The organism is Halobacterium sp. DL1, from assembly GCA_000230955.3.
Lineage (GTDB): Archaea > Halobacteriota > Halobacteria > Halobacteriales > Halobacteriaceae > Halobacterium.
On the sequence record CP007060.1, the window covers coordinates 325,927 to 352,013 of the forward strand.

Annotated in this window: 26 protein-coding genes and 1 tRNA gene; 8 read left to right on the top strand and 19 right to left on the bottom strand. The window is 67.9% G+C overall.

The features are described 5' to 3' along the window. Positions 1-23 precede the first annotated feature (23 nt). Positions 24-314, bottom strand: coding sequence for a hypothetical protein (locus HALDL1_03265; GenBank protein AHG02751.1), 291 nt, complete (start codon positions 312-314; stop codon positions 24-26). Between the two features lie 135 nt (positions 315-449). Between HALDL1_03265 and HALDL1_03270 the strand changes: the two genes are divergently transcribed. Further along, on the top strand, positions 450-1,142 hold the full coding sequence (locus HALDL1_03270; protein ID AHG02752.1) for a hypothetical protein: 693 nt from the start codon (positions 450-452) through the stop codon (positions 1,140-1,142). 58 nt (positions 1,143-1,200) lie between these two features. Next, a complete protein-coding gene (locus HALDL1_03275) occupies positions 1,201-2,280 on the top strand; it encodes an electron transfer flavoprotein (GenBank protein ID AHG02753.1) in 1,080 nt (359 codons plus the stop codon). A gap of 14 nt (positions 2,281-2,294) precedes the next feature. Here HALDL1_03275 and HALDL1_03280 read toward each other — a convergent pair whose 3' ends face one another. Next, a complete protein-coding gene (locus HALDL1_03280) occupies positions 2,295-3,377 on the bottom strand; it encodes a glycine cleavage system protein T (GenBank protein ID AHG02754.1) in 1,083 nt (360 codons plus the stop codon). Positions 3,378-3,430: 53 nt separating this feature from the next. After that, positions 3,431-3,727 carry a hypothetical protein gene (locus tag HALDL1_03285; protein ID AHG02755.1) on the bottom strand — a complete coding sequence of 99 codons (297 nt, stop codon included), beginning with the start codon at positions 3,725-3,727 and terminating at the stop codon, positions 3,431-3,433. 81 nt (positions 3,728-3,808) lie between these two features. Here HALDL1_03285 and HALDL1_03290 point away from each other — a divergent pair, with 81 nt between their 5' ends. Next, complete coding sequence (locus tag HALDL1_03290) at positions 3,809-4,792, top strand: hypothetical protein (GenBank protein ID AHG02756.1); 984 nt, start codon at positions 3,809-3,811, stop codon at positions 4,790-4,792. Between the two features lie 37 nt (positions 4,793-4,829). Next, a complete protein-coding gene (locus tag HALDL1_03295) occupies positions 4,830-5,225 on the top strand; it encodes a hypothetical protein (GenBank protein AHG02757.1) in 396 nt (131 codons plus the stop codon). Positions 5,226-5,301: 76 nt separating this feature from the next. Here HALDL1_03295 and HALDL1_03300 read toward each other — a convergent pair whose 3' ends face one another. Then, positions 5,302-5,658 carry a hypothetical protein gene (locus HALDL1_03300; GenBank protein AHG02758.1) on the bottom strand — a complete coding sequence of 119 codons (357 nt, stop codon included), beginning with the start codon at positions 5,656-5,658 and terminating at the stop codon, positions 5,302-5,304. A gap of 223 nt (positions 5,659-5,881) precedes the next feature. Here HALDL1_03300 and HALDL1_03305 point away from each other — a divergent pair, with 223 nt between their 5' ends. After that, positions 5,882-6,598, top strand: a complete 717-nt coding sequence (locus HALDL1_03305) for a hypothetical protein (protein AHG02759.1) — start codon at positions 5,882-5,884, stop codon at positions 6,596-6,598. On the opposite strand, the gene HALDL1_03310 is transcribed toward HALDL1_03305, so the two are convergent. Next, positions 6,599-7,078 carry an RNA-binding protein gene (locus HALDL1_03310; protein ID AHG02760.1) on the bottom strand — a complete coding sequence of 160 codons (480 nt, stop codon included), beginning with the start codon at positions 7,076-7,078 and terminating at the stop codon, positions 6,599-6,601. A gap of 80 nt (positions 7,079-7,158) precedes the next feature. Here HALDL1_03310 and HALDL1_03315 point away from each other — a divergent pair, with 80 nt between their 5' ends. Both HALDL1_03315 and HALDL1_03320 read left to right on the top strand, forming a co-directional pair. Further along, positions 7,159-7,434: a hypothetical protein gene (locus tag HALDL1_03315; protein ID AHG02761.1), complete on the top strand. Its 276-nt coding sequence runs from the start codon at positions 7,159-7,161 to the stop codon at positions 7,432-7,434. Positions 7,435-7,474: 40 nt separating this feature from the next. Continuing rightward, the gene (locus HALDL1_03320) at positions 7,475-8,767 is read left to right on the top strand and encodes a ribonuclease R (protein ID AHG02762.1); all 1,293 of its coding nucleotides are present in this window, start codon (positions 7,475-7,477) and stop codon (positions 8,765-8,767) included. Positions 8,768-8,800: 33 nt separating this feature from the next. On the opposite strand, the gene HALDL1_03325 is transcribed toward HALDL1_03320, so the two are convergent. From HALDL1_03325 to fusA, 7 genes are all read right to left on the bottom strand, one after another. Further along, a complete protein-coding gene (locus HALDL1_03325; protein AHG05111.1) occupies positions 8,801-9,838 on the bottom strand; it encodes a hypothetical protein in 1,038 nt (345 codons plus the stop codon). Between the two features lie 268 nt (positions 9,839-10,106). Next, a tRNA-Ala gene (locus HALDL1_03330) sits at positions 10,107-10,178 on the bottom strand. A 46-nt stretch (positions 10,179-10,224) separates the two neighbouring features. After that, positions 10,225-10,533: a 30S ribosomal protein S10 gene (gene rps10p / locus HALDL1_03335; GenBank protein AHG02763.1), complete on the bottom strand. Its 309-nt coding sequence runs from the start codon at positions 10,531-10,533 to the stop codon at positions 10,225-10,227. A gap of 3 nt (positions 10,534-10,536) precedes the next feature. Further along, the gene (gene tuf / locus HALDL1_03340; protein ID AHG02764.1) at positions 10,537-11,802 is read right to left on the bottom strand and encodes an elongation factor 1-alpha; all 1,266 of its coding nucleotides are present in this window, start codon (positions 11,800-11,802) and stop codon (positions 10,537-10,539) included. 131 nt (positions 11,803-11,933) lie between these two features. After that, positions 11,934-12,875 carry a homoserine dehydrogenase gene (locus HALDL1_03345; protein AHG02765.1) on the bottom strand — a complete coding sequence of 314 codons (942 nt, stop codon included), beginning with the start codon at positions 12,873-12,875 and terminating at the stop codon, positions 11,934-11,936. Then, positions 12,872-13,402, bottom strand: a complete 531-nt coding sequence (locus HALDL1_03350) for an amino acid-binding protein (protein ID AHG02766.1) — start codon at positions 13,400-13,402, stop codon at positions 12,872-12,874. Before HALDL1_03350 ends, HALDL1_03345 begins: the two co-directional genes overlap by 4 nt. Before the next feature lie 317 nt (positions 13,403-13,719). Further along, positions 13,720-15,906, bottom strand: coding sequence for an elongation factor EF-2 (gene fusA, locus HALDL1_03355; protein ID AHG02767.1), 2,187 nt, complete (start codon positions 15,904-15,906; stop codon positions 13,720-13,722). A gap of 188 nt (positions 15,907-16,094) precedes the next feature. On the opposite strand from fusA, the gene HALDL1_03360 reads away from it, so the two are divergent. Continuing rightward, positions 16,095-16,859: a hypothetical protein gene (locus HALDL1_03360; protein AHG02768.1), complete on the top strand. Its 765-nt coding sequence runs from the start codon at positions 16,095-16,097 to the stop codon at positions 16,857-16,859. Here HALDL1_03360 and HALDL1_03365 read toward each other — a convergent pair. The 7 genes from HALDL1_03365 to HALDL1_03395 all read right to left on the bottom strand — a co-directional run bounded on the left by HALDL1_03365 (position 16,856) and on the right by HALDL1_03395 (position 26,086). Then, positions 16,856-18,169 (bottom strand): glucose/sorbosone dehydrogenase, encoded by a 1,314-nt coding sequence (locus HALDL1_03365; GenBank protein AHG02769.1) that lies wholly within the window; start codon positions 18,167-18,169, stop codon positions 16,856-16,858. The two genes, HALDL1_03360 and HALDL1_03365, sit on opposite strands and share 4 nt — an antisense overlap. A 103-nt stretch (positions 18,170-18,272) precedes the next feature. Beyond that, positions 18,273-18,887 carry a 30S ribosomal protein S7 gene (locus HALDL1_03370; protein AHG02770.1) on the bottom strand — a complete coding sequence of 205 codons (615 nt, stop codon included), beginning with the start codon at positions 18,885-18,887 and terminating at the stop codon, positions 18,273-18,275. 1 nt (position 18,888) lies between these two features. After that, positions 18,889-19,317: a 30S ribosomal protein S12 gene (locus HALDL1_03375; GenBank protein AHG02771.1), complete on the bottom strand. Its 429-nt coding sequence runs from the start codon at positions 19,315-19,317 to the stop codon at positions 18,889-18,891. Between the two features lie 428 nt (positions 19,318-19,745). Further along, positions 19,746-20,171 carry a transcription elongation factor NusA gene (locus tag HALDL1_03380; protein ID AHG02772.1) on the bottom strand — a complete coding sequence of 142 codons (426 nt, stop codon included), beginning with the start codon at positions 20,169-20,171 and terminating at the stop codon, positions 19,746-19,748. Continuing rightward, a complete protein-coding gene (locus HALDL1_03385; GenBank protein ID AHG02773.1) occupies positions 20,171-21,355 on the bottom strand; it encodes a DNA-directed RNA polymerase subunit A'' in 1,185 nt (394 codons plus the stop codon). The genes HALDL1_03380 and HALDL1_03385 overlap by 1 nt, the downstream gene beginning before the upstream one ends. Then, positions 21,348-24,263: a DNA-directed RNA polymerase subunit A' gene (locus HALDL1_03390; GenBank protein AHG02774.1), complete on the bottom strand. Its 2,916-nt coding sequence runs from the start codon at positions 24,261-24,263 to the stop codon at positions 21,348-21,350. Before HALDL1_03390 ends, HALDL1_03385 begins: the two co-directional genes overlap by 8 nt. Next, entirely contained in the window at positions 24,260-26,086 is a 1,827-nt protein-coding gene (locus HALDL1_03395) for a DNA-directed RNA polymerase subunit B' (GenBank protein ID AHG02775.1), read from the bottom strand. Before HALDL1_03395 ends, HALDL1_03390 begins: the two co-directional genes overlap by 4 nt. Position 26,087: the final 1 nt, after the last annotated feature.

The window sequence follows — 26,087 nt, forward strand, 5'->3', positions numbered from 1 at the left end:
CAGGACTGCCGGGGATGTCGGACCTACTCCTCGAGGCCGGAACAGCCGACGACGGCGTTCTGGGACTCGTCGTACTGCAGCACGCCCAGTTCGTCGAGCTTCGGGAGGTGGACGTGGTGGAGGCGGACCCGGAGCTTCGCCGGGTCGTCGTCGCTGCCCCACGACTGGTCGGTGACCAGGTCGGTGAGATCGGACACCGACAGCGGGAGGTCTCCGTCTTCGACGACGGCTAGGAGGCGTTCACGGCGGCGTTCGAGGCACAGCTCTCGCTTCGACCCGAGGCGGGTGGACTCGGCGGTATCCTTCGTCTCCATCTTCTGTTCAATCACACGATAACCACACAAAAAGGGATTACGGCAGTTTCCGTCCAACTGGGACGGTGGACCGTACGTTCTCGGGCCGCTTGCCAGCCCCGAAGGCTTTAGATCGGGCGATCCGAAGCCGCGGTCATGTCGCGCTGGCGTCGCGTCGTCCGCCGTGAACTCGCTTGCTACCGCGAGGAGACCGGATGGCGGGTCGTCGAACTGCAGGAACTGTACGACCAGCTACTGCCGGTGCTTCGTGCGGAGTTCCCCGACAACGCGAACCGTCGAGCGAAACTCCGACAAATACTCCAGCAACTCGGCGAGCGTGGCGAACTGGAGTTCATCGACGGCGACGGAACCTACCGGATTCTCGAACTCGGTGCTCCGGCGGACGTGGCAGACGACGCGACCGACGGCGAAAACGACTGGTCCTATGAGGCCAGCGAGTACGAGACGACGGTCGGCGCCCGCTCGCTCCCGGCGGCGTTCCGTGACGCGGTGCTCGCGCGTTACGACACCACCTGTCCGGTGTCGGGCGTGGACCACCCCCGACTGCTCGACGTCGCGCACGTTTTGCCCTGGAGCGACTACGAGTCGCTGCGCACCGACCCCGGGAACGTCGTCGCGCTGGACAGGACCCACCACGCGGCCTTCGACGCGGGGCTGTACACGCTCGACGCCGACTGTCGCCTCCACGTCTCCCCCGAGTTCGAGACCGAGAGCGCGCTGCTCCGGCAGACGCTACTCGAACAGGAGGGAGACCGCGTCGACGTCTCCGAGGGTGCGCTCGACCCGGCGAACCTTCGCGAGCGAAACCAGTCCCTAGACTGGTGGTGAGCGCGTCGGCGCCACACGAGGGGAAGACATTTGCTCGCGGCCGGACAATTCGGAGGTAATGTACGACTTCGCGGTCGTCGGCGTCGGTCCCGCCGGAGCGAGGTTCGCGCGGCGGGCCGCCGAGCGGGGGTACGACGTGGTTGCCTTCGAGTCGGGCGAACTCGGGAAGCCCCTGGCCTGCTCCGGGCACGTCAGCCTCGACGTCTGGGAGTACGTCCCCGATAGTGCCCGCGAGGACCTCTTCCAGAACGCCATCCGGGGCGCGCGCTTCCACCTCGGCGGCGCGGACTCCGAGGCCTACCCGTTCTACAAGGACACCGCGATATCGAACGCCATCGACCGCGTGCAACTGGACAGGGTGCTCGCCGACGCCGCGCGGGACGCGGGCGCCGACGTGCGCGAGCACCACACCGTCACCGACGTGCGGGAGAGCCGCGAGTCGGTCGAACTCACCGTCCGGGGCCCCGATGAGACGTTCGACGTGGAGGCGAAGATGGTCGCGGGAAGCGACGGGCCGCGCTCGCGGGTGCGGGACGCGCTTGACCTCCCGGAACCCGGGGAGTTCCTCCACGGTGCGCTCGCCTTCGACCCCGAGCCGGACCACGAGGACTTCGTCGACGTCCACCTCACCGTCCCCGAGTTCTTCGCGTGGCGCATCCCCCGCGGCGAGGGCGGCGTCGAGTACGGCCTCGCGGCCGCGCCCGGCGCGGACGTCCCGACACTGTTCGACGAACTCGTCGCCGACTACGGCGTCGACGTCGAACACCGCTGCTCGGGCCTGATTCCCATCGGTCCAGCGGACACCGTCACCAGCCACCGCGGGTTCCTGGTCGGCGACGCCGCCGGCCAGACGAAGCCGTTCACGGGCGGCGGCATCCTCTACGGTATGACCGCCGCGGACTGCGCCGCCCGCGAAATCGACCCGGACCGACCGTCGACGCTGGCCGGCTACGAGCGGGCGTGGCGCGACGAACTCGAACGCGACATCGCGCTCGGCCACCTCGTCCGGCGGGGCTACTCCGCGCCCGAACCGGTCCAGCGCGCGGGGATGGGACTGTTCGAGGGCGAGATCGGCGTCCACATGGACCGGCCGACGAGCATCTTCTCGGCGGCACAGCTACGCGCGCTGCTGCGATAGAGGACCTGAGCCGGTCAGTCGTCGTACGACGGCAGGCGAGCGGAGCGCTGCCCGCCCTCGACGAACGGCAGGTCGGCGAGCGTCGCGTCCACCGTGCCGTCGTCGGTGTCCACGGTCAGGTCGCCGCTCACGTCGTAGTCGACGACGGCGAGCGCGAGGGGTTCGTCGCGCATCGGGCTGACCGCGGCCCGCGTCACCTCGCCGACGCTGCTCCCGTCCGCGTGGACGTTCGCGCCCGCGTCGGGGAGCGCGTCGGGTTCCAGGCCGACCAGCCGGGAACTCGGGCGGCCGCGGTTTTCCACCTTCGAGACGATCTCCTGACCGACGAAACAGCCCTTCTCGAAGTCGACGGCGTTGCGGAGGCCGAGCACGTTTGGCACCCGGTCGTGGAGTTCGGTCTCGAACAGCGGCGTGCCGGCCTCCAGGGTGAGCGTCTCCCAGGTGCGCCGGCCGAACGGCGTGGCGTTCAACCCCCGGACGAGCAGCGTCTCGAAGACGTCCCTGGCGCCGTCGGCGTCGCAGACGACGAGGTATCCCTCCTCGCCCGCCAGGTCGTCGTCGCGGACGACGGTGACCCCGGCCTCCATCTCGCCGCGGACGAACCGGAGTCGTTCCTCCGGTGGGCTCCCGTGGTGGAGCACGCTCGCCACCTTCTCGGTCGCCTTCGGACCGTGGACGCCGAACGTGCCGAAGTCGTCGGTCGCGAGGCGCACCTCGACGTCCTGGACGAACGTCCGGTCGCTCCACTCCTCGGCGACGTCCGCGCCCTCGCCGACGGGGAGGAACAGCAGGAGGCTGTCGCCCGTGGCAAAGACGTAGCAGTCGACGCGGATGCGGCCCTGGGGGTCGAGGAGCAGCGCGTAGCAGCCCTCGCCGTCGTCCGTCGGTACGCGGTTGGTGACCGTGTCGTCGACGAACGCGTGGCGGTCCTCGCCGGTGACGACGAGCACGTCGAAGGCGTGTTCGGTGACGCCGACGACGTTGCGCACCGCGCGGTGCGTGCGCTCGGGACGCCCGTACTCCTCGGGGACCGCCGTGCCCCCCACGTCACGGAACGTCGCGCCGTGGGCCTCGTGGCTCTCCCTGACGACAGTCATTGCCCGAACGTGGGGCGCTCGGCGGGGTAAAGCCACCGCATCGGCGCCCGGCCTCAGAGCCCGATCTTGCGGAGAATCTCGTCGAGCCACGTCGGCTCCTCCTCCGGGTCGTCGTAGTCGGGAACGACGCACTCGTCGACGGTGATGACGGTGCGGTCGCCGTCCTCCTCGGCGGCGATGAGGTCGTCGGCCTTCAGCGACCCGAGCGCCGCCTCGAGGTCGTCGATGCCCGCGTCGACGTGCGAGCGCAACTCGAAGACGGTCATCCCCCCGTTCGTCCGGTCGACGAGCGCGTCGAGCACCGCCACCTCCGTCTCGTCGCGGTCGCGATACTCGCGCTTGGCCTGCATACGTCCACGAACACGCGCCGGCGTCTTATCGGTATCCCCGAACGGTAGCCTTTTGCCGGTGGCCCGGATACGACCCTGCCAATGGGTCTCAGGTGCTCCCTGCTCGGACACGATTACGGCGAGTCGTTCGTCGAGCGGGACCGCGAGGAGCGGGGCAACGAGGTGGTCGTCACGGAGCGCGAACTTCGGGAGTGCGCGCGCTGCGGCGCGGAGAACGTCACGACCGAGAACACGGAGGTACGAACCCTCGAACCCGACCGCTCCGCGGACGCGAGCGCCGGCCAGTCGCGGGAGTCGGAGCCGACGCCGTCGCAGGAACCGGCGGCGTCAGAGGAGTCGACGCCATCACAGGAACCGGCACCCGAACCGACGGAGTCCACGGCGGACGCCACGGACGACGAGTTCGGGTCGCCGACCGACGCAATAGAGCAGGCTGAGGCAGGCACCACGACCACCACCGACGACGCCGAGACGGACGACGACGCTGTCATCCTGGACGCGGACGCCGACGACAGCGACCCCCGTAGCGAACAGTGGGACGAACCCGCCGACCCCGACGTCGAGCCGGGCGTCGACGACGCGGTGCCCGAGCCGACTCCCGACCCGGCGGACGAGGACGTGGAGTTCGTCGAGTCCAGCCCCGACGGAACAGACGCCGGGCCCGCCGCACAGCCTGACCCCGAACCGGACCACCAGCCCGCCGCCGGCGCAGGGACGGCCGGCGCCGAAGCGGGAGCGACGAGCCAGTCGGCGAGCGGGACCGACCGGGCGCCCGGCGAGTGGCCGGAGACCGACGGCGAAGACGAGGGCTTCGACGCCGGCCCGGTCGGCGAGACGGAGCAGACGGCGGAGTTCCAGTTCGGCGAGGACGACGACGAGGAGTTCGTGGCGACCGACACCGGGTTCACGAGCGCCGGGCCGATCGACCAGTCGGACTCCGACGACCTCGACTTCGCGCTGTTCTGCCCGGAGTGTGGGTTCGAACGGTACGCCGCGGGCTCGAGCCTGCGCGCCGGGGACATCTGCCCGGAGTGCCAGCGCGGCTACCTCGCCGAGGAGCGCTGACGAAGGGATTAAACCCCTCGCTGTCTTTCTCGCCTTCATGAAGGAGTACAAGATGCGGCGAGGGGAGTACCTCGAAGAGCGAATGCCCGACCTCGAAGCCGAAATCGAGGAGTTCTTCGGTGCGGCTACGGCCACCGAGGAGTTCAAGGGCAGCGACCTCTACGTCGTCGAGGACCCCGAGAACCCCGTCTTCGACCGCATCGTCGCCGGCGCGGTCGAGTACTCCGGGAAGAAGGACAAACTCGCCGTGGACTTCGTGGAGCGCCCGGCCGAGGACGTCATCGCCGAGGGGAACGCCGACGCCGCCGCAGATGCCGTCGACGCGAAGAACGACTTCCTCTACGACGCAACCGGCCGGGACGCGAAGTCCCGCCGCGACTCGATGAAGCGATCCGTCGAGGACGACGCGGAGAAGCCGGACAACGCTCCGTAAACCGGACGTACTGCTTCTGAAAACCAGGCTCGAAGAACTCCACAGCGACGGCCGTGTCGACGGCCCGGTAGAACGGTTAGTGGCGGTTGAGCTTCGACCGGCTGATGGCGATGCCGGCCGGCGTGACGATGAGCTGGTCGTCGCCCTTCTGGACGATGTCGCCGCCGACCTCCTGGGCGACCTGCCGGAGTTCGTCGACGACGTGCTCGACGGTGCGGTCCTCCGTGCGGAGTCGCGTGATGTCCGCGATGACCATGTCGCCGTCGTAGACGGCGTCCTTGATGGCGATGACGTCCTCCTGGCCGTCTATCTCCGCGACGTGTACTTTGACCCCGACCTCGCTGGCGTCCGTGTCGAAGTCCTCGATGTCCAGTTCGACGTAATCCTCGGTGGAACTCCCGCTCCCGCCGAGAATCTTCTCCATGAAGCCCATAGACGTATGACCCGCTCGCCGCCCGCATAGTTCTTGCGTCAGACGCTAGCTGGAACGTACCGTTCTATCGTCGTCGGGCGTCGCCGAACCACCGGCCCCTTTCAGTCCAACCCGCTACCGGCTGCCAGGTAGAGCACTCTCACGCCGGTTGGGTGGTCCAGCGTGGCCACGTTCGGCGTCCGGTTCGCCTAGCGTTTAGGGCGTCGGGTGCGTTCGGCCGGACGTGACTTTCAGCATCTGCGTCCGCGAGCCCTACGAGGACGACGAGGGCGACCAGCAGTACCGCTTCGGCGTCGCGGTGACGACGCGCCTCCCGGGTGTCGGCGTCCCCTGCCCGCACGTCAACGAGCACGGCGCCGTCGCCACACAGAGCCTCACAAACGTCGAGCTCGGTCGCAGGGGCGTCGCGTACCTCGCCGACGGTCTCGCTATCGAGGACGCGCTGCAGGCGCTCCTGAACGCAGACGACGGGAGCGCGGACCGGCAGCTCCACGGCGTCTCCCGGGAGGGCTCGTTCACGTTCTCTGGCGAGGGGTGCAACGGCTGGTACGGCCACACCAGCGGCGAGAACTACACCGTCGCGGGCAACCTCCTGACGGGGGAGGCCGTCGTCGAGCGCACCGCCGAGCAGTACGAGGGCGTGGCGTTCGGGAACGCGCCGCTCGCGAAGCGACTGATAGACGCACTCGGCGCGGGGCAGGCCGCCGGTGGGGACAAGCGCGAGGACCTCACGGTCCAGAGCGCCGCCGTGAAGGTCGTCGACACCGCTGACGACGACCGCCCGTACTACGACGACCTGCGCGTCGACGCCAGCGAGGACCCCATCGTCGACCTCCGGGAGACGTTCCGGCTGGCCAAGCGGGGCTACGAGGACGCGCTCGAACGCTACGAGGAGGAGATGGACGACGAGGACGAGGCGGCGAACGGGGACGCCGAGTAATCAGACGGAGAACTCGTACAGTTCGTCGCCGACGTGGTGGAGGCTCTCGACGACCTTCCCCGACGACCCGACCATCTCGTCGCCGCTCGTGAGCGCGCGCCCGATGGCCAGCGCCTTCCCGTGGGACTCCTCCTGGATGACGACGAGGTCGCCTTCCTCGATGTCGTCGTCGGCCTCGGTGATGCCAGGGCGCATCACGTCCGCGCCGTCGCTCACGAACGAGATGGCGCCCGCGTCGACGGTGACGACACCGGTCCGCGGGGTGGTCGCGTTCGCGCCGCGCACGGTGACGAACGGTTCGCCTTCGGGGTACCAGACCAGGGGCTCGCCGTCGACGAGCACGACGTCGAACGGTTCGTCGGTCAGTTCGACGAGTTCGAAGGAGTCCGCGTCGAGTTCCACGTCCAGCCCCTCCCGGAGGGCGTCCGCGATGGCCTTGATCTCGTCGCTCCGCAGGTGGTGCCGAGAGGACACGTTCATACCGGGACTCCGTCGCCTCGACGCTTAAAACGCCCGCTCCGACCCAACCGCTAAGTGCGACGACGGCGAACAACTAGGCGATGTGGGGGTCCGAGAACGACCCGGTGACCTGTATCTCGTGTGGCGTCTCCATCGAGCGTAGCGACGCCCGCGAGTACGACAAGCACGGGGACCGCTGGGACCGCGAGGGCAAGGAGTTCGAGTACCTCTGCAAGCCCTGTTTCCGCGACCTCACGAAGCACGCGCGGACCGGACTCGAGGAGGCCCTCGAGGACGCGGGGGCGGGCCAGGTCAGCGACGAGGAGTTCGTCACGCGGTTCCTCACCGAGCGCGAGGAGCGCCCCGGCAGAGAGTGACGGCGATACGACTAACTAGGGGAGTCGGTTACTGGAAAGTATGTCAAACGACGCAGAGGCGGCGCCGGGCACCGCCGAAGCCCAGGGCCCCGTGGAGATCTCGCCCGAACTCGACCGCCAGATAGCGAACAAGCGCGAGGACCTCTTCGAGAAGTTCGAACTCCACGACGAGTTCCCGCCCGAGGTCATGGAGGAGGCCGAGGCTCGAACCGAGGGCGTCCAGGAGGAGATCCAGGACGAGGTCGAGGACCGCGCGGACATGCGACGGCTCCCCACGTGGACGACCGACCCCGTGGACGCCCAGGACTTCGACGACGCCATCAGCGTGATGGAGCGCGACCACGAGTACGTCGTCTGGGTCCACATCGCCGACGTCACCCACTACGTCCACCCCGAGTCGGCGATGTGGGACGCCGCCGTCGACCGCGGGAACACCATCTACCTCCCAGCCTATACGGTCCACATGCTCCCGCCGGTGCTCGCTGAGACGGTCTGCTCGCTGGTCCCCCAGGAGGACCGCCTCGCGCACACCGTCGAGATGCACCTCGACAAGGACGACCTCTCCTACCGGAACATCGAGATCTACAAGTCCGTCATCCACTCGAACGAGCGACTCACGTACACTGAGACCGAGGACCGCCTCGACGAACCGGACGCGCCGCTCCACGACGAGATATCGCTCGTCTACGAACTCGCCGACCAGATGCACGAGCAGCGCAAGGAGGAGGGGAGCCTCGTCCTCAACCCCCGCCGCGACCGAGCCCACACCATCATCGAGGAGTGCATGCTGAAAGCGAACAAGGCCGTCACGCACGAACTCATGTGGGACCGCGGCGTCGAGGCGGTCTACCGCGTCCACCCCCAGCCGTCGCCCGACGAGTGGGACGACGCCCTCCGCGAGATTCAGGAACTCGACGGCGTCTCCATCCCCGGGGACTCCTGGGACGACCCGCGGAAGGCGGTCAACGCCACCCTCGAACAGGCGCCCGAACGCCAGCTCGGGAAGATCCAGTGGGCGGTGATGAAGGTGATGCCCCGCGCGAAGTACATGAACGACCCGTTCGGCGGGCACCACGCGCTCAACTTCGAGATATACGGCCACTTCACCAGCCCCATCCGCCGGATGAGCGACCTCGTCAACCACTGGATCGTCTACCAGAACGACGTCCCCGAGAACCTCATCGAACTCTGCGACCACGCCAGCGACAAGCAGAAGGCCGGCGAGTCCGCCGAACGCGAGTACCGGAACTTCCTCGAGGAGGTCGGCCTCGATCCCGACGCGGTCAACAACCGCGGCATCAGGGTCGTCGAGGAGGACGGAGACGAGAACTGAGGCGGCGGCGAGACTGACCGAGGCGACGGCCGGCTACCACGTCGTCGCGGGCGGTCGCTCTCCCGTCTGGTAGGGCTTCGGCACGCCGTTCGTCCACAGCGACTGTCCCAGCCAGTAGCCGACGTGCCAGCCGGGGAGCCCGTGGGCCTCGTCCTCGAGGACGACGTGCGCCTTCGTGTAGTACTCCGGCTTCGGGTCCTCGTCCACGTCCGGCCCCTCCCAGTACGCACACGAGGACGTGGGACCTGTGGTCGGGCAGTCCTCGATTGACTCCGCGAACGAGACGACGATGTGGGCCTCCTCCGGGTCATCGACCAGTTCGAACGACGGCGGCACCGTCACCGTCCCCTGGGCGCCGCGCTCGTAGTAGGCGAGCGCGCTCCGGAGGCGCTCGTGCTGGCCGTCCGAGAGGTCCCTGTCGGCCTCCACGGCGACTCGCAGCGTCTCCGACGACCACGGGTACGTCCGGTCGGTGGCGTCCGTGATGTTCTCGGGCGCTCGCGCCGTCAGGTTCTTCGACATCGTCTTCTTCGGTTCGTCGCCGTGCCGATAGCCGAGTGTGTGGCCGAACTCGTGTTTCAGAATGGCGAGCGTCGTCTCCCGCTCGTGGCCGGCCCGCATGCGCACCGTCACCGTTCCGTTGGTCTGCTCGTCCCGCGAGAGCACCGGCGCACAGCCGAGCGCGACGCTGTCCTCGTGGACGCCACAGCCGTCGACGACCTGGACGACCTCGACCCGGATCTCCGGGGCGTCGCTCTGGCTCACGAGGCGGAAATCGGGGTTGTACGCGCTCTCCCGGTTGGTCTGTTCCTCCCAGTAGGAGAGCGCCCTCATCACCTCGGGATGGATGTTCCGCTCCATCCCCGCGTGGTCCTCGACGACGACCTCCACTCTGTCCGTTCCCCACGGGTTGTCGTACTCGTCGTACGTCGGCTTCGCGGGGCTCTGGTCGTCGTAGGGGACTTCCGTGGTCGGCGTGTCGACCCGTTCCTGCGACGCTGGCTCCGCAGCCAGGCACCCCGACGCGACGACGAGCGCGACGAGGCACAGCGCCAGCAGGGGCCGTGTCATCGTTTGCCAAATCGGCAGTATTCCGTATTAACGTGTTGCTTGATAGACGTGCTGGGTCTCACGACGCGCCAGGCGCCTCGGAGTGTAGGAGTGGTAGCACCGCGAGTAGCGAACGGGACGTCGAGAGGAAACGAGACGAACGAACTGAGTCGAGTGGACTCGCTGGGATTTGAACCCGGAGCCAGACGGACCGCTCACTCCGTTCGCGGTTGCGACTGGCAGGGGTTCAAATCTGTTCGTCCATTCTCGCTCGCAGAACTCGCTCCGATGGACTCGCTGGGATTTGAACCCAGGGCCTCTTCCTTGCGAAGGAAGCGATCTACCGCTGATCTACGAGCCCGATAAGTGGGGAACGCGTGTGACGCGCCGTCGCTCCGGGAACGCCGTCAGTCTTCGAGGACGATCTCGATGCTGACGTCGTTGGGAACCTGAATCCGCATCAGCTGGCGGAGCGCGCGTTCGTCCGCATCGATGTCGATGAGACGCTTGTGGACGCGCATCTCCCAGTGCTCCCACGTGGCAGTCCCTTCACCGTCGGGGGACTTCCGCGAGGGGACTTCCAGCGTCTTCGTCGGGAGCGGAACCGGACCGCTGAGCTTCACACCGGTCTTGTCCGCAATCTCCCGCACGTCGTCGCAGATGTTGTCGAGGTCGTCGGGATCGACGCCGGCGAGACGAACGCGTGCCTGCTGCATGGATTAGGCTTCGTTGACCTCGAGGACCTTGCCGGCGGCGATGGTCTGACCCATGTCGCGCACGGCGAAGGAGCCGAGCTCCGGAATCTCGGAGGACGGCTCGATGCTGAGGGGCTTTTGCGGGCGCACGGTGACGACCGCAGCGTCGCCCGACTGGATGAAGTCCGGGTTCTCCTCCTCGGTCTCGCCGGAGGACGGGTCCATTTTCCGGTCGATGGACTCGATGGTACACGCGACCTGCGCCGTGTGGGCGTGGAAGACCGGCGTGTAGCCAGCCGTGATGACCGACGGGTGCTGCATCACGACGATCTGGGCCGTGAACGTCTCGGCGACCTTCGGCGGGTCGTCCGCCGGACCACAGACGTCACCGCGACGGATGTCGTCCTTGCCGATGCCGCGGACGTTGAAGCCGACGTTGTCACCGGGCTCGGCCTTCGGCACCTCTTCGTGGTGCATCTCGATGGTCTTGACCTCGCCACCGACGTCCGAGGGCTGGAAGCTGACGTTGTCGCCGATGTTCATGACACCGGTCTCGATACGTCCGACGGGGACGGTACCGATGCCGGAGATGGTGTAGACGTCCTGGATCGGGAGGCGCAGCGGCGCGTCCGTCGGCGGCTGCGGCTCCGGCAGGCTGTTGAGTGCCTCGAGGAGCGTCTCGCCGTCGTACCACGGCGTGTTCTCCGAGTGCTCGGAGACGTTGTCGCCCTCGAAGGCGGACGTCGGGATGAACGACGCGTTGTCCGTGTTGAAGCCGACCTGACCGAACAGGTCCTTCACGTCATCGACGACCGCGTTGTACTTGCTCTCGTCGTAGTCGACGAGGTCCATCTTGTTGACGGCGACGATGAGCTCGTCGATGCCGAGGGTCCGCGAGAGGAACACGTGCTCGCGGGTCTGGGGCGCCACACCGTCGTCTGCGGCGACGACGAGGACGGCGTTGTCCGCCTGGGACGCGCCCGTAATCATGTTCTTGACGAAGTCGCGGTGGCCAGGACAGTCGACGATAGTGAACTCGTACTCGTCGGTGCTGAACTCCTGGTGGGCGATGTCGATGGTGACACCGCGCTCTCGCTCCTCGGCGAGGTTGTCCATGACGTAGGCGAACTCGAAGCCACCCTTGCCCTTCTCCTCGGCTTCTTCCTTGTGCTGTTCGATGACGTGCTCGGGTACGCTCCCCGTCTCGTAGAGGAGGCGCCCGACCATCGTGCTCTTCCCGTGGTCGACGTGGCCGATGACGGCCAGGTTCTGGTGTCGTTGGTCGCTCATGGTCTAATATCGCGCGAAAGGCGCGCTCTGTGGGAGTTATTCGCCACTTCGCATTAAAACCATTTCGGTACGCCCTCAGCCCCGTCCCGCCGCCTTCTGGTGGTTTGTGGGAACCTACCACACGGTCGGCGTCAGTCGAGGCGACGGACGTCCGCGAGCACTGCGGTCGCCGTCTCGGGCCCCCCCGCCCCTCGTCCGGAGATGTTCAGCCGGCCCGCGTGCTTGGTCTCCAGCTGGACGATGTTCATCGTCCCGGACACCGCGAGCGCGTCGTTCTCGGGGACGAGCCGCGGCCCGACGCGGGCGCCGTCGGCGGTCACCTCGCCGATGAGCCGGACGGTCCGGCCGTCCTCCGCGGCGAGTTCCAGCGCCGACGGCGGCACGTTCGTGATGCCCTCGACGTCGACGTCCTCCAGCGCGTAGCCGCCGCCGTGGATGACGTTGGCGAGGATGGCGCACTTCAGCGCGGCGTCGGTTCCCTCCACGTCGAAGGTGGGGTCGGCCTCCGCGACGCCGAGGTCCTGGGCCTCCGCGAGCACGTGCTCGTAGGACGGACCCTCGGCGGCCATCCGCGTGAGGATGAAGTTCGCCGTGCCGTTGAGCACGCCGCGGGCCGCGGTCACTCGCTCCGGGCCGACGCCGTCGATGGTCGAGAGCGCCGGGATGGCGCCGGCCACCGTCGCCTCGAAGCGAACCTCGCCGTCGCTGTCGCGTTCGAGTGCTCGCACGTCGTCGTAGCGCTCGGCGACTGGCCCCTTGTTCGCGAGCACGACGTGGCGGTCGGCCTCGAGCGCCGCCCGCACGTGGCCGAACCCTGGCTCCGCGTCCCCGAGCGTCGTCGGCGTCGCCTCGACGAGCACGTCGTAGTCGGCGTTCAGCGCGTCTTCGGGAGCCGCGTCGCCGACAGTACCTGCCTCGTTCTTCCGTTCGAGTGCGGCCGCGACGTCGACGCCGGACTCGTCGACGACCGCGCTCGTCGAGTCCGCGAGTGCCACGACTGAGTGGCCGTACTCTCCCGCCAGTTCGGCAACGGAGCGACCCACGTCGCCCGCACCGAGGATGGCGAGTCTCACAGTTCACCCACGAGCGGTTCGACGACCGAGAGGTCCTTCTCCGTGGCGATGCTCCGCACCGTCTCCAGGGTCTGCGCCGCGCTCCCCGACTGGACGGCGAGGCGGAGTCGCGCGCTCGAGATTCCCTCCGTCCCCTCCTCGTCGGTGAGTGAGAGGTCCGCGACCGAGGCGCTCGAACAGGCCTCCAGCCGCGACAGCGTGTCCGAGAGGTCGGTGTCCACGAGGTCGCCGACCAGCAGGACGGTGATGGCCTCGCCGTACCGCTCGGCGTCCGCCGCAATGACCGCCACGCCGGCGTCCCGCAGCGCCGCCACGATCTGCTCGAAGCGGTGGGGCGCACACTCGAGGTCGACCTCCACCGGGATGTGTCCGCGGGGCGTCAGCGACCCGCGCTCGTGGAATATCGACAGCAGGTTGCCGCCGTTGTTCGCGATGGGTTCGAGGGCGCGCAACAACTCCCCGGGCTCGTCGACGAGCTCGAGTCGGAGCGTGTGTGCGCGGTCGCCCGTCTCGCTCACGGCGACCACCCGGGTGCAGACGGTGCGCGGATTGTTGTCGGCTGTGAGCGTGAACGCTGTCGCTCCGTGCCGATTCCACGCGTGACGCGTCTGCCTGCGTGCATGCTACGTTGTGGGGGGTCTCGTCGGTATAAGCCTTCGGCCCGGACAATTCCTACCGCTGTTGGCCAGACCGCACAGGATGTACGACCGGGGATAGCATACTCGCCCGGCAGGGCGAGTTTCACCCGCGCGAACGAAGTGAGCGCGGGGACGTTTTTAGCGTAGCTTTTTGCGAGGAGCGGTGCGCGAGCGAAGCGAGCGCACCCGACGAAGTAAAAAGGTACTTAGAAGTAGTCGATGCTCGGCGGGAGTTCCGTCTTCATCCCCTTGCGAACGCGGATCTCGTTGATGATCTCCGGCTGGAGGTTGTCGGCCATGACGCGGAAGCCGGCGTTCTCCGTGTTCCAGGAGGCGCGGCCCTCGGTGGCCGAGCGGATGTCACTGGAGAAGCCGATCATCTCCTCGACGGGCGCGATGCCCTCGACGACCATGAGGTCGCCCTCCTGGTACATGTCGTCGACGCGGCCGCGGCGACCCTGCACCTCGCCGGAGGCGGCGCCCATGTGCTCGGACGGGACGTCGATGCGGACGTCCTGAATCGGCTCGAGGAGGCGAATCTGGGCGTCGATGAGCGAGCGGTGTGCGGCGTCGCGGACCGCCGGGATGATCTGGGCGGGACCACGGTGGATGGCGTCCTCGTGGAGGCGCGCGTCGTGGAGTCGGATGAGCGCGCCCTCGACGGGTTCGGCGGCGAGCGGGCCGTCCTCGAGGGAGTCCTCGAGCCCCTCGACGACGAGTTCCATCGTCTCGTTGAGGTGCTGGATACCTTTCGTGTCGTCAATGAAGATGTTGCGGCCGATGATGTTCTCGACGTTCTGGGAGGTGTCCTTGTCCATGCCGGCGTCCTGCAGGACTTCGCGGCGCTCCTGCTCGGGCATGTCCATCGATACCTCGCCGAGGCGGAGCTGCTCGAGCACCTCGTCGCTGAGCGGCGTAACGGTGAGGTAGAACTTGTTGTGGCGGTTCGGGGAGACGCCCTCGACCTCGCGGGAGTCCTGGGTGGGCATCTCGCGGTAGACGACGATGGGTTCACCGGTCGTCACGGGGATGCCCTGGTTGCGCTCGATGCGCTGGGTCTGGACCTCGAGGTGGAGTTCGCCCTGCCCGGAGATGAGGTGCTCGCCCGTGTCCTCGTTGATCTCGATGGAGATGGTGGGGTCCTCCTTGGAGACTTGTCGGAGCGTCTCGATGAGCTTCGGCAGGTCGTCCATGTTCTGCGCCTCGATGGACTTCGTGATGACCGGCTCGGAGATGTGCTCGATGGACTCGAACGCGGTCATCTCGACGCTGGAGACGGTGGAGCCCGCGATGGCGTCCTTCAGGCCGGTGACGGCGGCGATGTTACCGGCGGGGACGTGCTCGACCTCCTCGCGCTCGCCACCCATGTAGATGCCGACGCTCTGCACGCGGTTCTTGCCCGCGGTGCCGGAGACGTAGAGCTCCTGGCCCTTCTCGATGGTGCCGGAGAACACGCGGCCCGCAGCGATCTCGCCGGCGTGCGGGTCCATCATGATGTCCGTGACCATCAGCACGACCTCGCCGTCCTCGTCGACGAGACGCATCGTGTCGGCGAGTTCGGAGTCCGCGTCGCCGCGCCAGATGCGCGGGATACGACGGGGCTGGGCGTCGATGGGGTTCGGGAAGTGCTCGGCGACCATGTCGAGCACGACGTCCGAGAGCGGCGTCTGCTCGTGGAGTTCCTGGCGCTTGTCGGCGCGCTCGAGGTCGATGATGTCGCCGAAGTCCATGCCGGTCCGCTGCATCGAGGGCATCGAGACGCCCCACTTGTACAGCGCGGAGCCGAACGCGACGGTGCCCTCCTCGACGGAGACTGTCCAGTCCTCGACGTCGTCCATCTCCTCGGTCATGCCGCGGATGAGCTCGTTGACGTCCGAGATGACGGAGAGGAGCCGCTCCTGCATCTCCTCGGGCCCCTCCTGGAGCTCGGAGATGAGGCGGTCGACCTTGTTGATGAACAGCGCGGGCTTGACGCCCTCGCGGAGCGCCTGCCGCACGACCGTCTCCGTCTGGGGCATCGCGCCCTCGACGGCGTCGACGACGACGAGCGCGCCGTCGACGGCGCGCATCGCGCGGGTCACGTCGCCGCCGAAGTCGACGTGGCCCGGCGTGTCGATGAGGTTGATGAGGTGGTCGGTGTCCTGGTACTCGTGGGTCATGGAGACGTTCGCGGCGTCGATGGTGATGCCGCGTTCCTGCTCGTCCTCCTCGGTGTCCATGGCCAGCTGCTCGCCGGCGGTGTCCTCGGAGATCATGCCGGCACCGGCCAGCAGGTTGTCCGTGAGCGTCGTCTTGCCGTGGTCGACGTGCGCGGCGATGGCGATGTTCCGAATCTGCTCGGGTTCGTCCATCAGCCGTTCGCACTGTTCGACAATCTTCTTGCGTCGGCCCATTGGGAAATCATACTGCCAGCGGGTTCAAAAGGGTAGTGTTTTGCTCGGACCACGGTACGGCGGGACACGGCCCGTAGCCGGCGATTCGTCGGGTTCGAACTGACAGCTCTGGTGGCGTATCCGGCGACCCCCGAGCGGCGCGGACCGGCGTAAGAGTCTTTGCCGCGAGCGACCTGGCAAACAGTATCATGGAGTTGCGAGTCACCGGTAGCGGCCCGCCAGCCCCCTTTCTCGGCGCCCGGGACGTCTTCGAGACGGCCCACGACCTCGAGAAACCAGTCACCGTCCGCGTGCGGGAGAACCCCGACGAGCGCACGTGGGCCGGCCACTACGACGACCACCACGTCCTGAACATCTCTCGGCAGGCGGCGACCAGCGCGATGGCCCGCGAGCTCGCCCTCCACGAGTTCGCCCACATGCACTGCTACGAGCACGAGCACCCCAGCCACGTGCTCTCGATGGACGAGGTGCTGTTCCTCGCGCTCACGGGTCGGGAGGTCGAGCGGCGCGTCCTCACCCACTGCTACCAGATCGCCAACCACGTGAAGGACATCTACGCCGACGACATCACCCTCTCCGTCGGCCCGACGGACAAACTCGTCTCGTTCTTGGAGTCGGAACTCGCGGCCGCCGTCTCGGACCGCCCAGTCGCCGGCCCGCAGACGGGACAGCGCCTTACCGCGGGCGCCGACCCTTCAATGACCGCGGTGAACGCGGCGTTCGCGCTCGCACTCCTGGAGCGCAACGGCGCCATCGACGACGCCCACCGCATCTACGACCTCGCGCACGCGGCCGCCGAGGACGCCCCCGAAATAGAGTTCGAGGCGTTCCGCGACCGCTTCGCCACCCTCGGCGACGACCCCGACGAGAGCGAGTGCCGCCGCGGTCTCGTGGACACTATCCGCAGCTACGTCGACGCCCAGGAGACGACCGCCGGTCCCGCGGCCGACTAGGCGACGATGCGAACGAGCCGGTCGTCTCCCTTCTTCGGATACCCCTCCTTCGCGCGACCGTCCCGGTTCGACGTCGTCGCGTAGAGCGCCCCGTCCGGTCCCTCGACCACGCAGCGCACCCGCCCGAGCGAGCCGAGCGTCTGCCAGGCCGTCGCGCCGAAGTCGGCGTCCAGCCAGTCGCCCTCGAAGCGCTGGCCGTCCCCGGTCGGGGGCCGCGTCTCCCCGTCAGGCGTGAGGGAGACGACGCCGACCCGTTGGGCGATGAGCTGGCCGAACACCAGGCAGTTCCGCCAGGACGGAACCGCGTCGCCCGTGTAGAAGGTCCCGCCGGTCGGCGCCCACGAGTTCTCGAGGCCGGTGTTCAGCGCAGGCCTGCTCATCTCGGGGTTCGCTCGGTACCCCTCTGGCCGACGCACGTCCGGCCAGCCGTAGTTTCCGCCGGCCTCGAGGACGCTCACCTCGTCGAGGCCGTTCGGCCCGTGCTCGGTGACGACCGGCGTGGCGTCGGGGAGCCACGTGATGCACTGCGGGTTGCGGTGGCCGAGCGTGTAGACGCGGTCGTCCCAGCCGTCGTGGCGCGGGTTGTCCTCGGCCGGGGCGCCCGTCGCCTGGACGCGGAGCACCTTCCCCGCGAGCGACTGGGGGTCCTGTGCGTCCGCCTTCGTCGCGGCGTCGCCGGTCGTGACCCAGAGGTGGTTGTCGGGACCGAACACGATGCGGCCGCCGTTGTGGGCCTCGGCGGCCGGGATACCCCTGACGACTATCTCTCGCGTGCTCGCGGGGTCGTCGGCGGTGGCGTCGAAGCGCGCGACCCGGTTCTCCCAGTCGTCCTCGTTGCCGGCGGTGTAGTAGACGTAGAGCCACCCGGGGTTGGGGTAGTTCGGGTGGACGGCGACGCCGAGCGTGCCGCCCTCGCCGCCCGCGACCCACCACGTCTCCCAGTACGGCTTGTCGTCGGGTTCGTCGTCGACGGCACTCACGTCGATGGCGTCCTCGGGTGCCGCGACCGTCGAGAGCGTGTCGCCGTCGAAGCGCCGAACGCGGCCGACGCGCTCGGTGAGAAACAGCGTGCCGTCGGGAGCGAAGGAGACGTCCCAGGGCACTTCCAGTCCCGTGAGCACGTCCTCGGTCCGCACGTCGGTGTCGGGCGCGTCGGTCGGCGCGGTCCAGTCGGGGTCGTAGTTCGTCCACGCGGTTGCGTCGTGTGCCAGGTCGTCGTCGGGGCGGCTCTGCCCGGCGAGACAGCCGGCGACTCCAGCGGCGGCGATGGTGGCGGTGGTGGCGAGGAACCGGCGGCGCGAGTCGTCCATGCGGCTTAGATTTTAGGCCGCCCTAAAATCACTATCGGAACGGTGTGGCCACGCGCAGGGCTAGCGCTGGTCGCTCGGAGAACGTCAGAGAGTAGAAACCGGGTTAGCGCGCTGCCGCAGCGACGCGTTCCTTCTCCTCTTTCTGGCCCACTGCGTACGTCTGCACGTCGTAGTCGGCCGCGCCGATGAGCTGGTTCGCCAGCGCTTCGGCGGCGTCCGTCGGCGTCTTGAACGACGACGAGTGTGCACCGTCGGCGATGAACTTCAGGGCCTGGTCGACGCGGCGCTGGGGCGCGACGTCGACGGCCTGCGGGACCGAGATGCCGCCGTACTTCAGGCGGACGGTCTCCTCGCGGGGCGCCGAGTTCTCGACGGCGCGCACGAGCACCTGCACCGGATTCTCGTCCGTACGCTCGTGGACGATATCGAAGGCGTCGCGGACGATCTGCAGGGCCTGCTGTTTCTTCCCGGCGTTCTGGCCGGTCTTCATCAGGCGGTTCGCGAGCCGCTCGACGACGCTGATCTCGCTCTTCTTGAACTGCTTGGACGCGTGGCGCCCCATCGTGTGGGCGACCGGCGTCGCGGCGAGGTAGCGGCGCGTGCTCGGGTCCTCGTAGGTGATGCCCGTCACGTCCCACTTGCCGAAGAGCTTCGCGTTGACGTCCTCGTCGTCGGTGCTGCCGGGCGCGTCGGGTTCGGGGGCTGCTTCCTCGCTCATGTTATCGGACCGGTTTCTCCGCGTTCCCGCGGACGAGCTCGATCAGGCTCACGCCGTTGACCTTCTCGACTTTGTAGTTCACGCCCGAAATGTCGCCCATCGCACGACCCTTCGCACCGCCGATGCCGGCGATGGTGACCTCGTCGTGCTCGTCGATGAACGAGATGGCGCCGTCGCCGGGACAGAACGCAGTGACCTGCTTCCCGTTCTTGATGAGCTGGACCCGGACGCACTTCCGGATCGCGGAGTTGGGCTGTTTCGCTTCGATGCCAATCTTCTCGAGGACGATGCCGCGACCCTGCGGCGCACCCTCGAGGGGGTCGGACTTCTTGCCGAGACCCCGCTCTCGCCGCGCGTACTCGGAGTCGGACCACCGGTGCTTCTGGCGGTCCTTCTTGAGTTTCCGAGCGGCGTACTTGCCGTTCGACATAATGCCGATTACTCAGTGGAGGTACTTAAGCCCGTCTCATCTACTTTTTGCGCTACGGGGCCGCCTCTGGCGGCCCCTCGGCAAAAACTTAGTGAAAAAGCACTCCTCCCTCACTTCGCGCTGACGCGCTCCGTTCTGTCGTCGGCCCGCTCGTTCGCTCCGCTCCCTCGCGGTGAATCGCGGCCCTTCCGGGTCCTTCGGACCACTCGGGCCGCGAACGCTATCCGGCCAGTTGCCCAGCCGGCTGTCCAGCATCGGCGAGCGAGCGGTCCAACGGACCCGAGCAAAGCCGTCCACCGCGCGACCGAAGGGAGCGCGGGCCGACGACTGAGGGGAGTGAGCGTAGCGAACGAACCGAAGGAGGAGTGCTTTTGGCGTAGCTTTTGCCGAGCGGCGGCCACAGGCCGCCGCGCAGAGCAAAAGGTCCGTTAGGTTAGCTGAATGTCGTCGACGTCGTAGTGCCGCGCGGCGAGTGTCTTCGCGGCCTCGATGTTCTGGCCCTCTGCGCCGATGGCGACGCCCTTGTCGTCGTGGGCGACCTCGGCGTACGCCACCGTCGTGTCGTTCTCGCTGATGGTGACGTTGTACACCGCCGCGGGGGAGAGCGCGTTGGCGACGAACCCCTCCGGCGTCGGCGCGTCCTCGACCAGCATCACGTCCCGGCTGAGTTTCTCCTCGAGAGCCTCGACGCGGCTCCCGCCGGGGCCGATGGCCGACCCCATCTCGCCCGCGGTCACCACGAAGATGACGCGGTCGCGGTCGTCGTCGACGACGCAGTCGACGGCGGTCGCCTCCGTCTCGTCCTCGAATGCCGCGATGAGACGGCGGGCCTCGTCCGAGAGCCGGACTGTCATCAGTCGGAGCCGGCGCCCATGCGGAGGTTGACGTCGCCCGTGCCGAGGCGGACCGGCTTCCCGACGATGACGTTCTCGATGACGCCGTCGAGGTCGTCAGCCTCACCGTAGATGGCGGCGTCGAGGAGGTGGTTGACCGTCACCTCGAACGCCGCCCGCGCGAGCACCGAGTCCTTGTTGCCGGAGATGCCGTGCCGGCCGATGGACTGGATGGTGCCGTCGTTGGTCATGATGTCCGCGACCAGCATCAGGTGACGGATGTTCACGTCGCCGAGGCCCTGCTCCTCGAGGGTGGACATCGTCTCGTCGATGATGGCCTCGCGGGCCGCCTCGATGCCGAGGGTCTTGTGGACCTCGTGGATGTTGTTGCACGTCGTGCGGGAGGCGTCGACGCCCTCGATGTTGAGCGCCTTCTTGTACGCGGAGCCCTCCGTGTAGAGGACGAACTCCTCGCCGCGGTCGGTCTCTTCGCGCCGGATGACGACCCGGCTGACGTCGTCGATGCCCTTGAACACGATGTCCCGGAGCTGTTCGACGAGCTGGAGCAGCTCCCGGTAGGAGGGCTCGCCCGGCCCGAACTCGAGGACGGTGCCCTGCTGGGTCACGTCGACGCCGAGGCTCCCCTCGATGGTCTCGGCGATCTCGGCCGCGATCTCGGTCGTGTCGTTCTCGAGCGGCCAGCGCTCGAGGAGCGTGTCCTCGTTGAGGTCGATGCGGACGACCATGTCCGCGACGTTCGTCGAGATGTCGCCGAGCGCGAGGATCTTCGTCGCCTCGATCTTCCAGACGACCTCGTGGGCGCGCTCGCGCTCCTCGGCGTACTCGTCCTCGAGGAACACGTTCATCACCGGCGTGTCCGGCGTCTTCCGGGCGTCCACCAGCTCGATGAGCCGGGGGAGGCCCTGCGTGACGTCCATCTCCGCGACGCCCGCGTAGTGGAACGTGTTCATCGTCATCTGCGTCCCCGGCTCCCCGATGGACTGCGCGGAGACGGTCCCCACCGGGTCGAGGGGGTCGATGCGTGTCTCGAGATAGCTGGACTCGACGGCGGTCGCGATCTCCTCGACCTGCTCGGCAGTGACGCCGTCGCGGTCCTCGATGGTGTCGTAGACGCGCTCCTTGAGCCGTCGCGGCAGTTCGGTGCCCTCGACGCTCTCGCGGACGGCCTCGGTGACCTCAGTCATCCGACTCCACCTCCCAGGACGAGCCGTGCTCGGAGAGATTCGTCGGTGGCTCCTGGACGCCCAGGAACTCCGCCTTCTCGGCCTCGCTGGCGAACTCGGAGTCGACGACGCGGTCGGCGATGCCCTCGACGTCGATGTCGACGTCCTCGTTGGACGCGACCTCGACCGGCGACGTGCCGTCCTCGCCGAACTCGAACTGGACGATGGTGTCGCTGGTGTCCCGGACGGTGCCGTCGTACTGCGTCTCCAGTTCGGAGAGCGCGTTGATGAGCCGGCGCTGGAGGTAGCCGGACTTCGACGTCCGGACTGCCGTGTCCACCAGCCCCTCGCGGCCACCCATGGCGTGGAAGAAGAACTCCCTGGGCGTCAGCCCGCTCGTGTAGGAGTTCTCCACGAAGCCGTGGGCCGCACTGGAGAGGTCGTTCGGCGCGAAGTGGCTCAGCGTGCGGTCCTCGTAGCCACGGTTGATGCGCTCGCCGCGGACTGCCTGCTGGCCGACACAGCCGGCCATCTGTGTGAGGTTCAGCATCGACCCACGCGCCCCGGAGTTGGCCATCACGACCGCCGGGTTGTCCTGGGCGAAGTTCTCCTCGGCGACGTCGCCCGCGGAGTCGCGGGCCTTCCCGAGGGTCTGCATGATCTTCATCTCGAGGGTCTCGTCGACCGTCCGACCCGGCAGGGACTCGAGGTCGCCGTTCTCGTACGTCTCGATGAGCTCCTGGACGCGGTCGTACGCGGACTCGATGGCCTCGTCGATGCGCTCGCGGGCTGACTCGGAGACTGTCTCGTCGTCGATGCCGATGGAGAACCCGAAGTGCATGATCGACCGCATCGCCAGCGAGGCGACCTCGTTGATGAAGATGCGGGCGCGGGTCTTCCCGTGGACCTTCGCGATGGTGTCGACGATCTCGCCGCCGAAGCCACCGACCTCGTCCTCGGCGATGGTGCCCTCGACGAGGTAGCCGTCCTCGATGACGACCGGTTCGCCGACGGTGCCGAGGAAATCGAGATTGAGGTCGTCGGGCAGCAACTCGGAGAAGATCTGGCGACCCTCCCAGTACGGCTGGCCGTCCTCGGTGCCCGCGGGTTCCGGCAGTTCGTCGATGCGAGTCCCGCGGAGCAGGTCGGAGGCCTGCGTCTCGTTGAACCGGGGGTTCGTGTGCGTCAGCAGGTACGTCCCGCTGATGTGGTCCTGGATGGCGCCGATGATGTTCTCACCGAACCGCGGGGAGAGGATCTGCTCCTGGACCCGCATCAGCACGCGGGCCTCGGCACGCGCCTCCTCGTTCTGGAGGGCGTGCATGTTCATCTCGTCGCCGTCGAAGTCGGCGTTGTACGGCGGACAGACGACCGTGTTCAGGCGGAACGTCTTGTACGGCATCACCACGACCTCGTGGGCCATGATGGACATCCGGTGGAGCGACGGCTGCCGGTTGAAGATGATGATGTCGCCGTCGATGAGGTGTCGCTGGACCTCCCAGCCGGGCTCGACGCGCTCGGCGAGTTCCTCGCACACCTTCTCCGTGACGCGCACGCGGCGGCCGTCCGGCCGGGTGACGTAGTTCGCGCCCGGGTGGCCCTCGGGGCCGTTGCGAACGTAGCGCTTCGCCCGCTCGAGGTTCTGGTCGTTGACGACCATCGTCTGTGTCATCTCGGTCGCCACGCGGTCGGGCACGCCGACCTCGTTCAGCGACAGCGTCGGGTCCGGCGAGATGACGGTCCGCGCCGAGAAGTTCACGCGCTTCCCGGACAGCGAGCCGCGGAACCGGCCCTCCTTGCCCTTGAGGCGCTGGGAGAGCGTCTTCAGCGGCCGGCCGGAGCGGTGGCGCGCCGGCGGCGTCCCGCTGATCTCGTTGTCCATGAACGTCGTGACGTGGTACTGCAGCAGCTCCCAGAGGTCCTCGATGATGAGCTGGGGAGCGCCGGCCTCGCGGTTCTCCATGAACCGCTGGTTGATGCGGATGATGTCGACCAGCTTGTGGGTGAGGTCGTCCTCGGAGCGCTGACCGTTGTCCAGCGTGATGGAGGGACGCGCCGTCACCGGCGGCACCGGCAGCACGGTCAGAATCATCCACTCGGGTCGGGAGCGTTCGGCGTCGATGCCGAGCGCCTCGAGGTCCTCGCCGGGGATGTCCTCGAACCAGTCGCGGATGTCCGAGGGCATCAGCTTGTTCATGTCCTCGGTAGTGAGGTCGGCGCCGAGCGCGGCCTCGATGGCCTCGCGGTCGTCGCGTCGCGGTCGGAACTCGCCCGAGAGGATCTCGTTGATGCGGCTGATCTCGATGTCGGTCTGCTCGGCGAGCTCCTGCGGGCTGATGCCGTGGTCCTCGTCGTCGTCGCGGTCCGGCTGCATCGACGCCGCGATGCGCTCGGAGTAGTCCGACGCGAGAACCTGCTGGACTTCGTAGTACGTCGTCGGCTTCTCGTGCTTGACGTCGTACTGGCCCTCGCCGCAGTGCGGGCAGTGGTCCTTCTTCCGGGCCTCCCGGATGGCCGCCGTCATGACGTCGGAGACGTCCTGGCGGAGGCTCCGCGTGCGGTCGAGGTCGGCGCGGAACTCGTCTTTCTCCTCCTCGGTGAGCAGGAGCCGCGAGCACTCCCGGCACGTCCCGCGGAGTAGCCGGCGGATGAGCTTCGAGAAGCCCACGTGGATGACCGGCGCCGCGAGTTCGATGTGGCCGAAGTGGCCGTTACACGAACCCGAGCGCTGGCCGCACGTCTTGCACTCCAGCCCGGGGTCGATGACGCCCAGACGGGGGTCCATCAGCCCCATGTCGATGGGGAAGCCGTCGTCGTCGTACGTGTCCGCGGTGATGACCTTCGTCGCGGACATGTCCCGGTACTCCTCCGGGTCCATCAGCCCGAAGCTGATTTCCCCGATTTCCATTGGTGATTGTCCTGCACTCATACTGCGTCCTCCAGTTCCAGTCGCGGCGCGATACCGAGCGCCTTCATCTCGTCGAGCAGTAGCTTGAACGCGTAACTCATCTCGATGCTGTGGACGTCCGTCTCCTCCCCGCAGTTCGGGCAGTAGACGCGACGCTGCTCGTAGTTCTCCACGGCGGTCATGCCGCAGTTCCCACAGACGTGGACCTCCTCGCGGTCCGAGGAGTCGAGCAGTCGCTCCTTGAGCACCATCGCGGCGCCGTGCCCGATGACGGTGTCACGCTCCATCTCACCGACGCGGAGGCCACCCTCGCGGGCGCGCCCCTCCGTCGGCTGCCGCGTCAGGACCTGGACCGGTCCCTTCGAGCGGGCGTGTAGCTTGTTCGACACCATGTGGTACAGCTTGTGGTAGAAGATGGTGCCGACGAAGATCTCGGCCTCGATCTTCTCGCCGGAGACGCCGGAGTACAGCACCTCCTTGCCGGAGGACTTGAACCCGCGCTCCTGGAGCGTCCCACGGATCTCGTCCTCGTCCTCGCCGGTGAATGCCGTGCCGTCGACGGAGCGCCCGTCGAGGGAGCCGGCCTTCCCGCCGAGCATCTCCAGCACGTGGCCGACCGTCATCCGGGACGGCAGCGCGTGCGGGTTGAGCACGAGGTCGGGCACGACGCCCTCGCCCGTGAACGGCATGTCCTCGTGGGGCGCCAGGTGACCGACGACGCCCTTCTGTCCGTGGCGGGACGCGAACTTGTCGCCGAGTTCCGGGATGCGCTCGTCGCGCACGCTCACCTTCGCGAGCTTCGAGCCGTCCTCGCCCTCCATCAGCGTCACCGTGTCCACGACGCCGTCCTCGCCCGAGCGCATCGTCACGGACGTCTCGCGGCGCTTCTGCGGGCTGAGCCCGCCCATGTCCTCGGGTTCCTCGAGGAACCGCGGCGGACTCGTCTTCCCGAGCAGGACCGAGGATTCGTCGACCTGCGTCTCGGGGTTGACGAGGCCGTCCTCGTCGAGGTGGCGGTAGGCGTCCTCGCCGCGAGCCCCGCGCACGTCGTCGCCGGGAATCTCGAAGCGGTCCTCCTGGCCGCCGGGGTAGCGCCGCTCCTCGCCCTCGTAGGTGCGGAAGAAGTGCGAGCGGGCGAGCGCGCGCTCCACGGAGCCCTTGTTCATGACGAGCGCGTCCTCGATGTTGAACCCCTCGTAGGACATCACGGCGACGACGAAGTTCTGGCCCGCGGGCCGGTCGTCGTAGCCGATCTGCTCGGTGGTCTGGGTGTTCACCATCGCCTTCTGCGGATAGTGCAGGAGGTGCTGGCGGGTGTCCGGCCGGATGCGGTAGTTCGCCGCCGGCAGGCCCAGACTCTGCTTCATCATCCCCGCCCCCATCGTAATGCGGGGGCTGGCGTTGTGCTCGGGGTACGGGATCATCCCGGCGCCGATGCCGAAGATGAGCTGCGGGTCGATCTCGAGGTGGGTGTGGTCGTCGGTGAGGTCGTCATCCTCGACGCCGACCAGCACGTCCTCCTCCTCCTCGGCGTCGATGAACTCGACCTTCCCCGCGCGGACGAGGTCCTCGAAGTCGATGTCGCCCGTCTCGATGGCGTCCATCTCCTCCTGGGAGACCAGCGTCTCGCCGTCCTCGACGACGAGCAGCGGCCGGCGGGCGCGTCCCGCGTCGGCGTTCACGATGACCTCTTTGGTGCGGTCCTTCACGGAGACGTTCACCATCTCGGAGACCTCTCCCCGGCGGCGCGCCTCCCGGATCTGTGCTGCCAGCTCCTCGGGACTCTCGTGGGTCCCGACGAGGCTGCCGTTGACGTAGACTTTGGCTTCTCGTTCCGTGCTCATG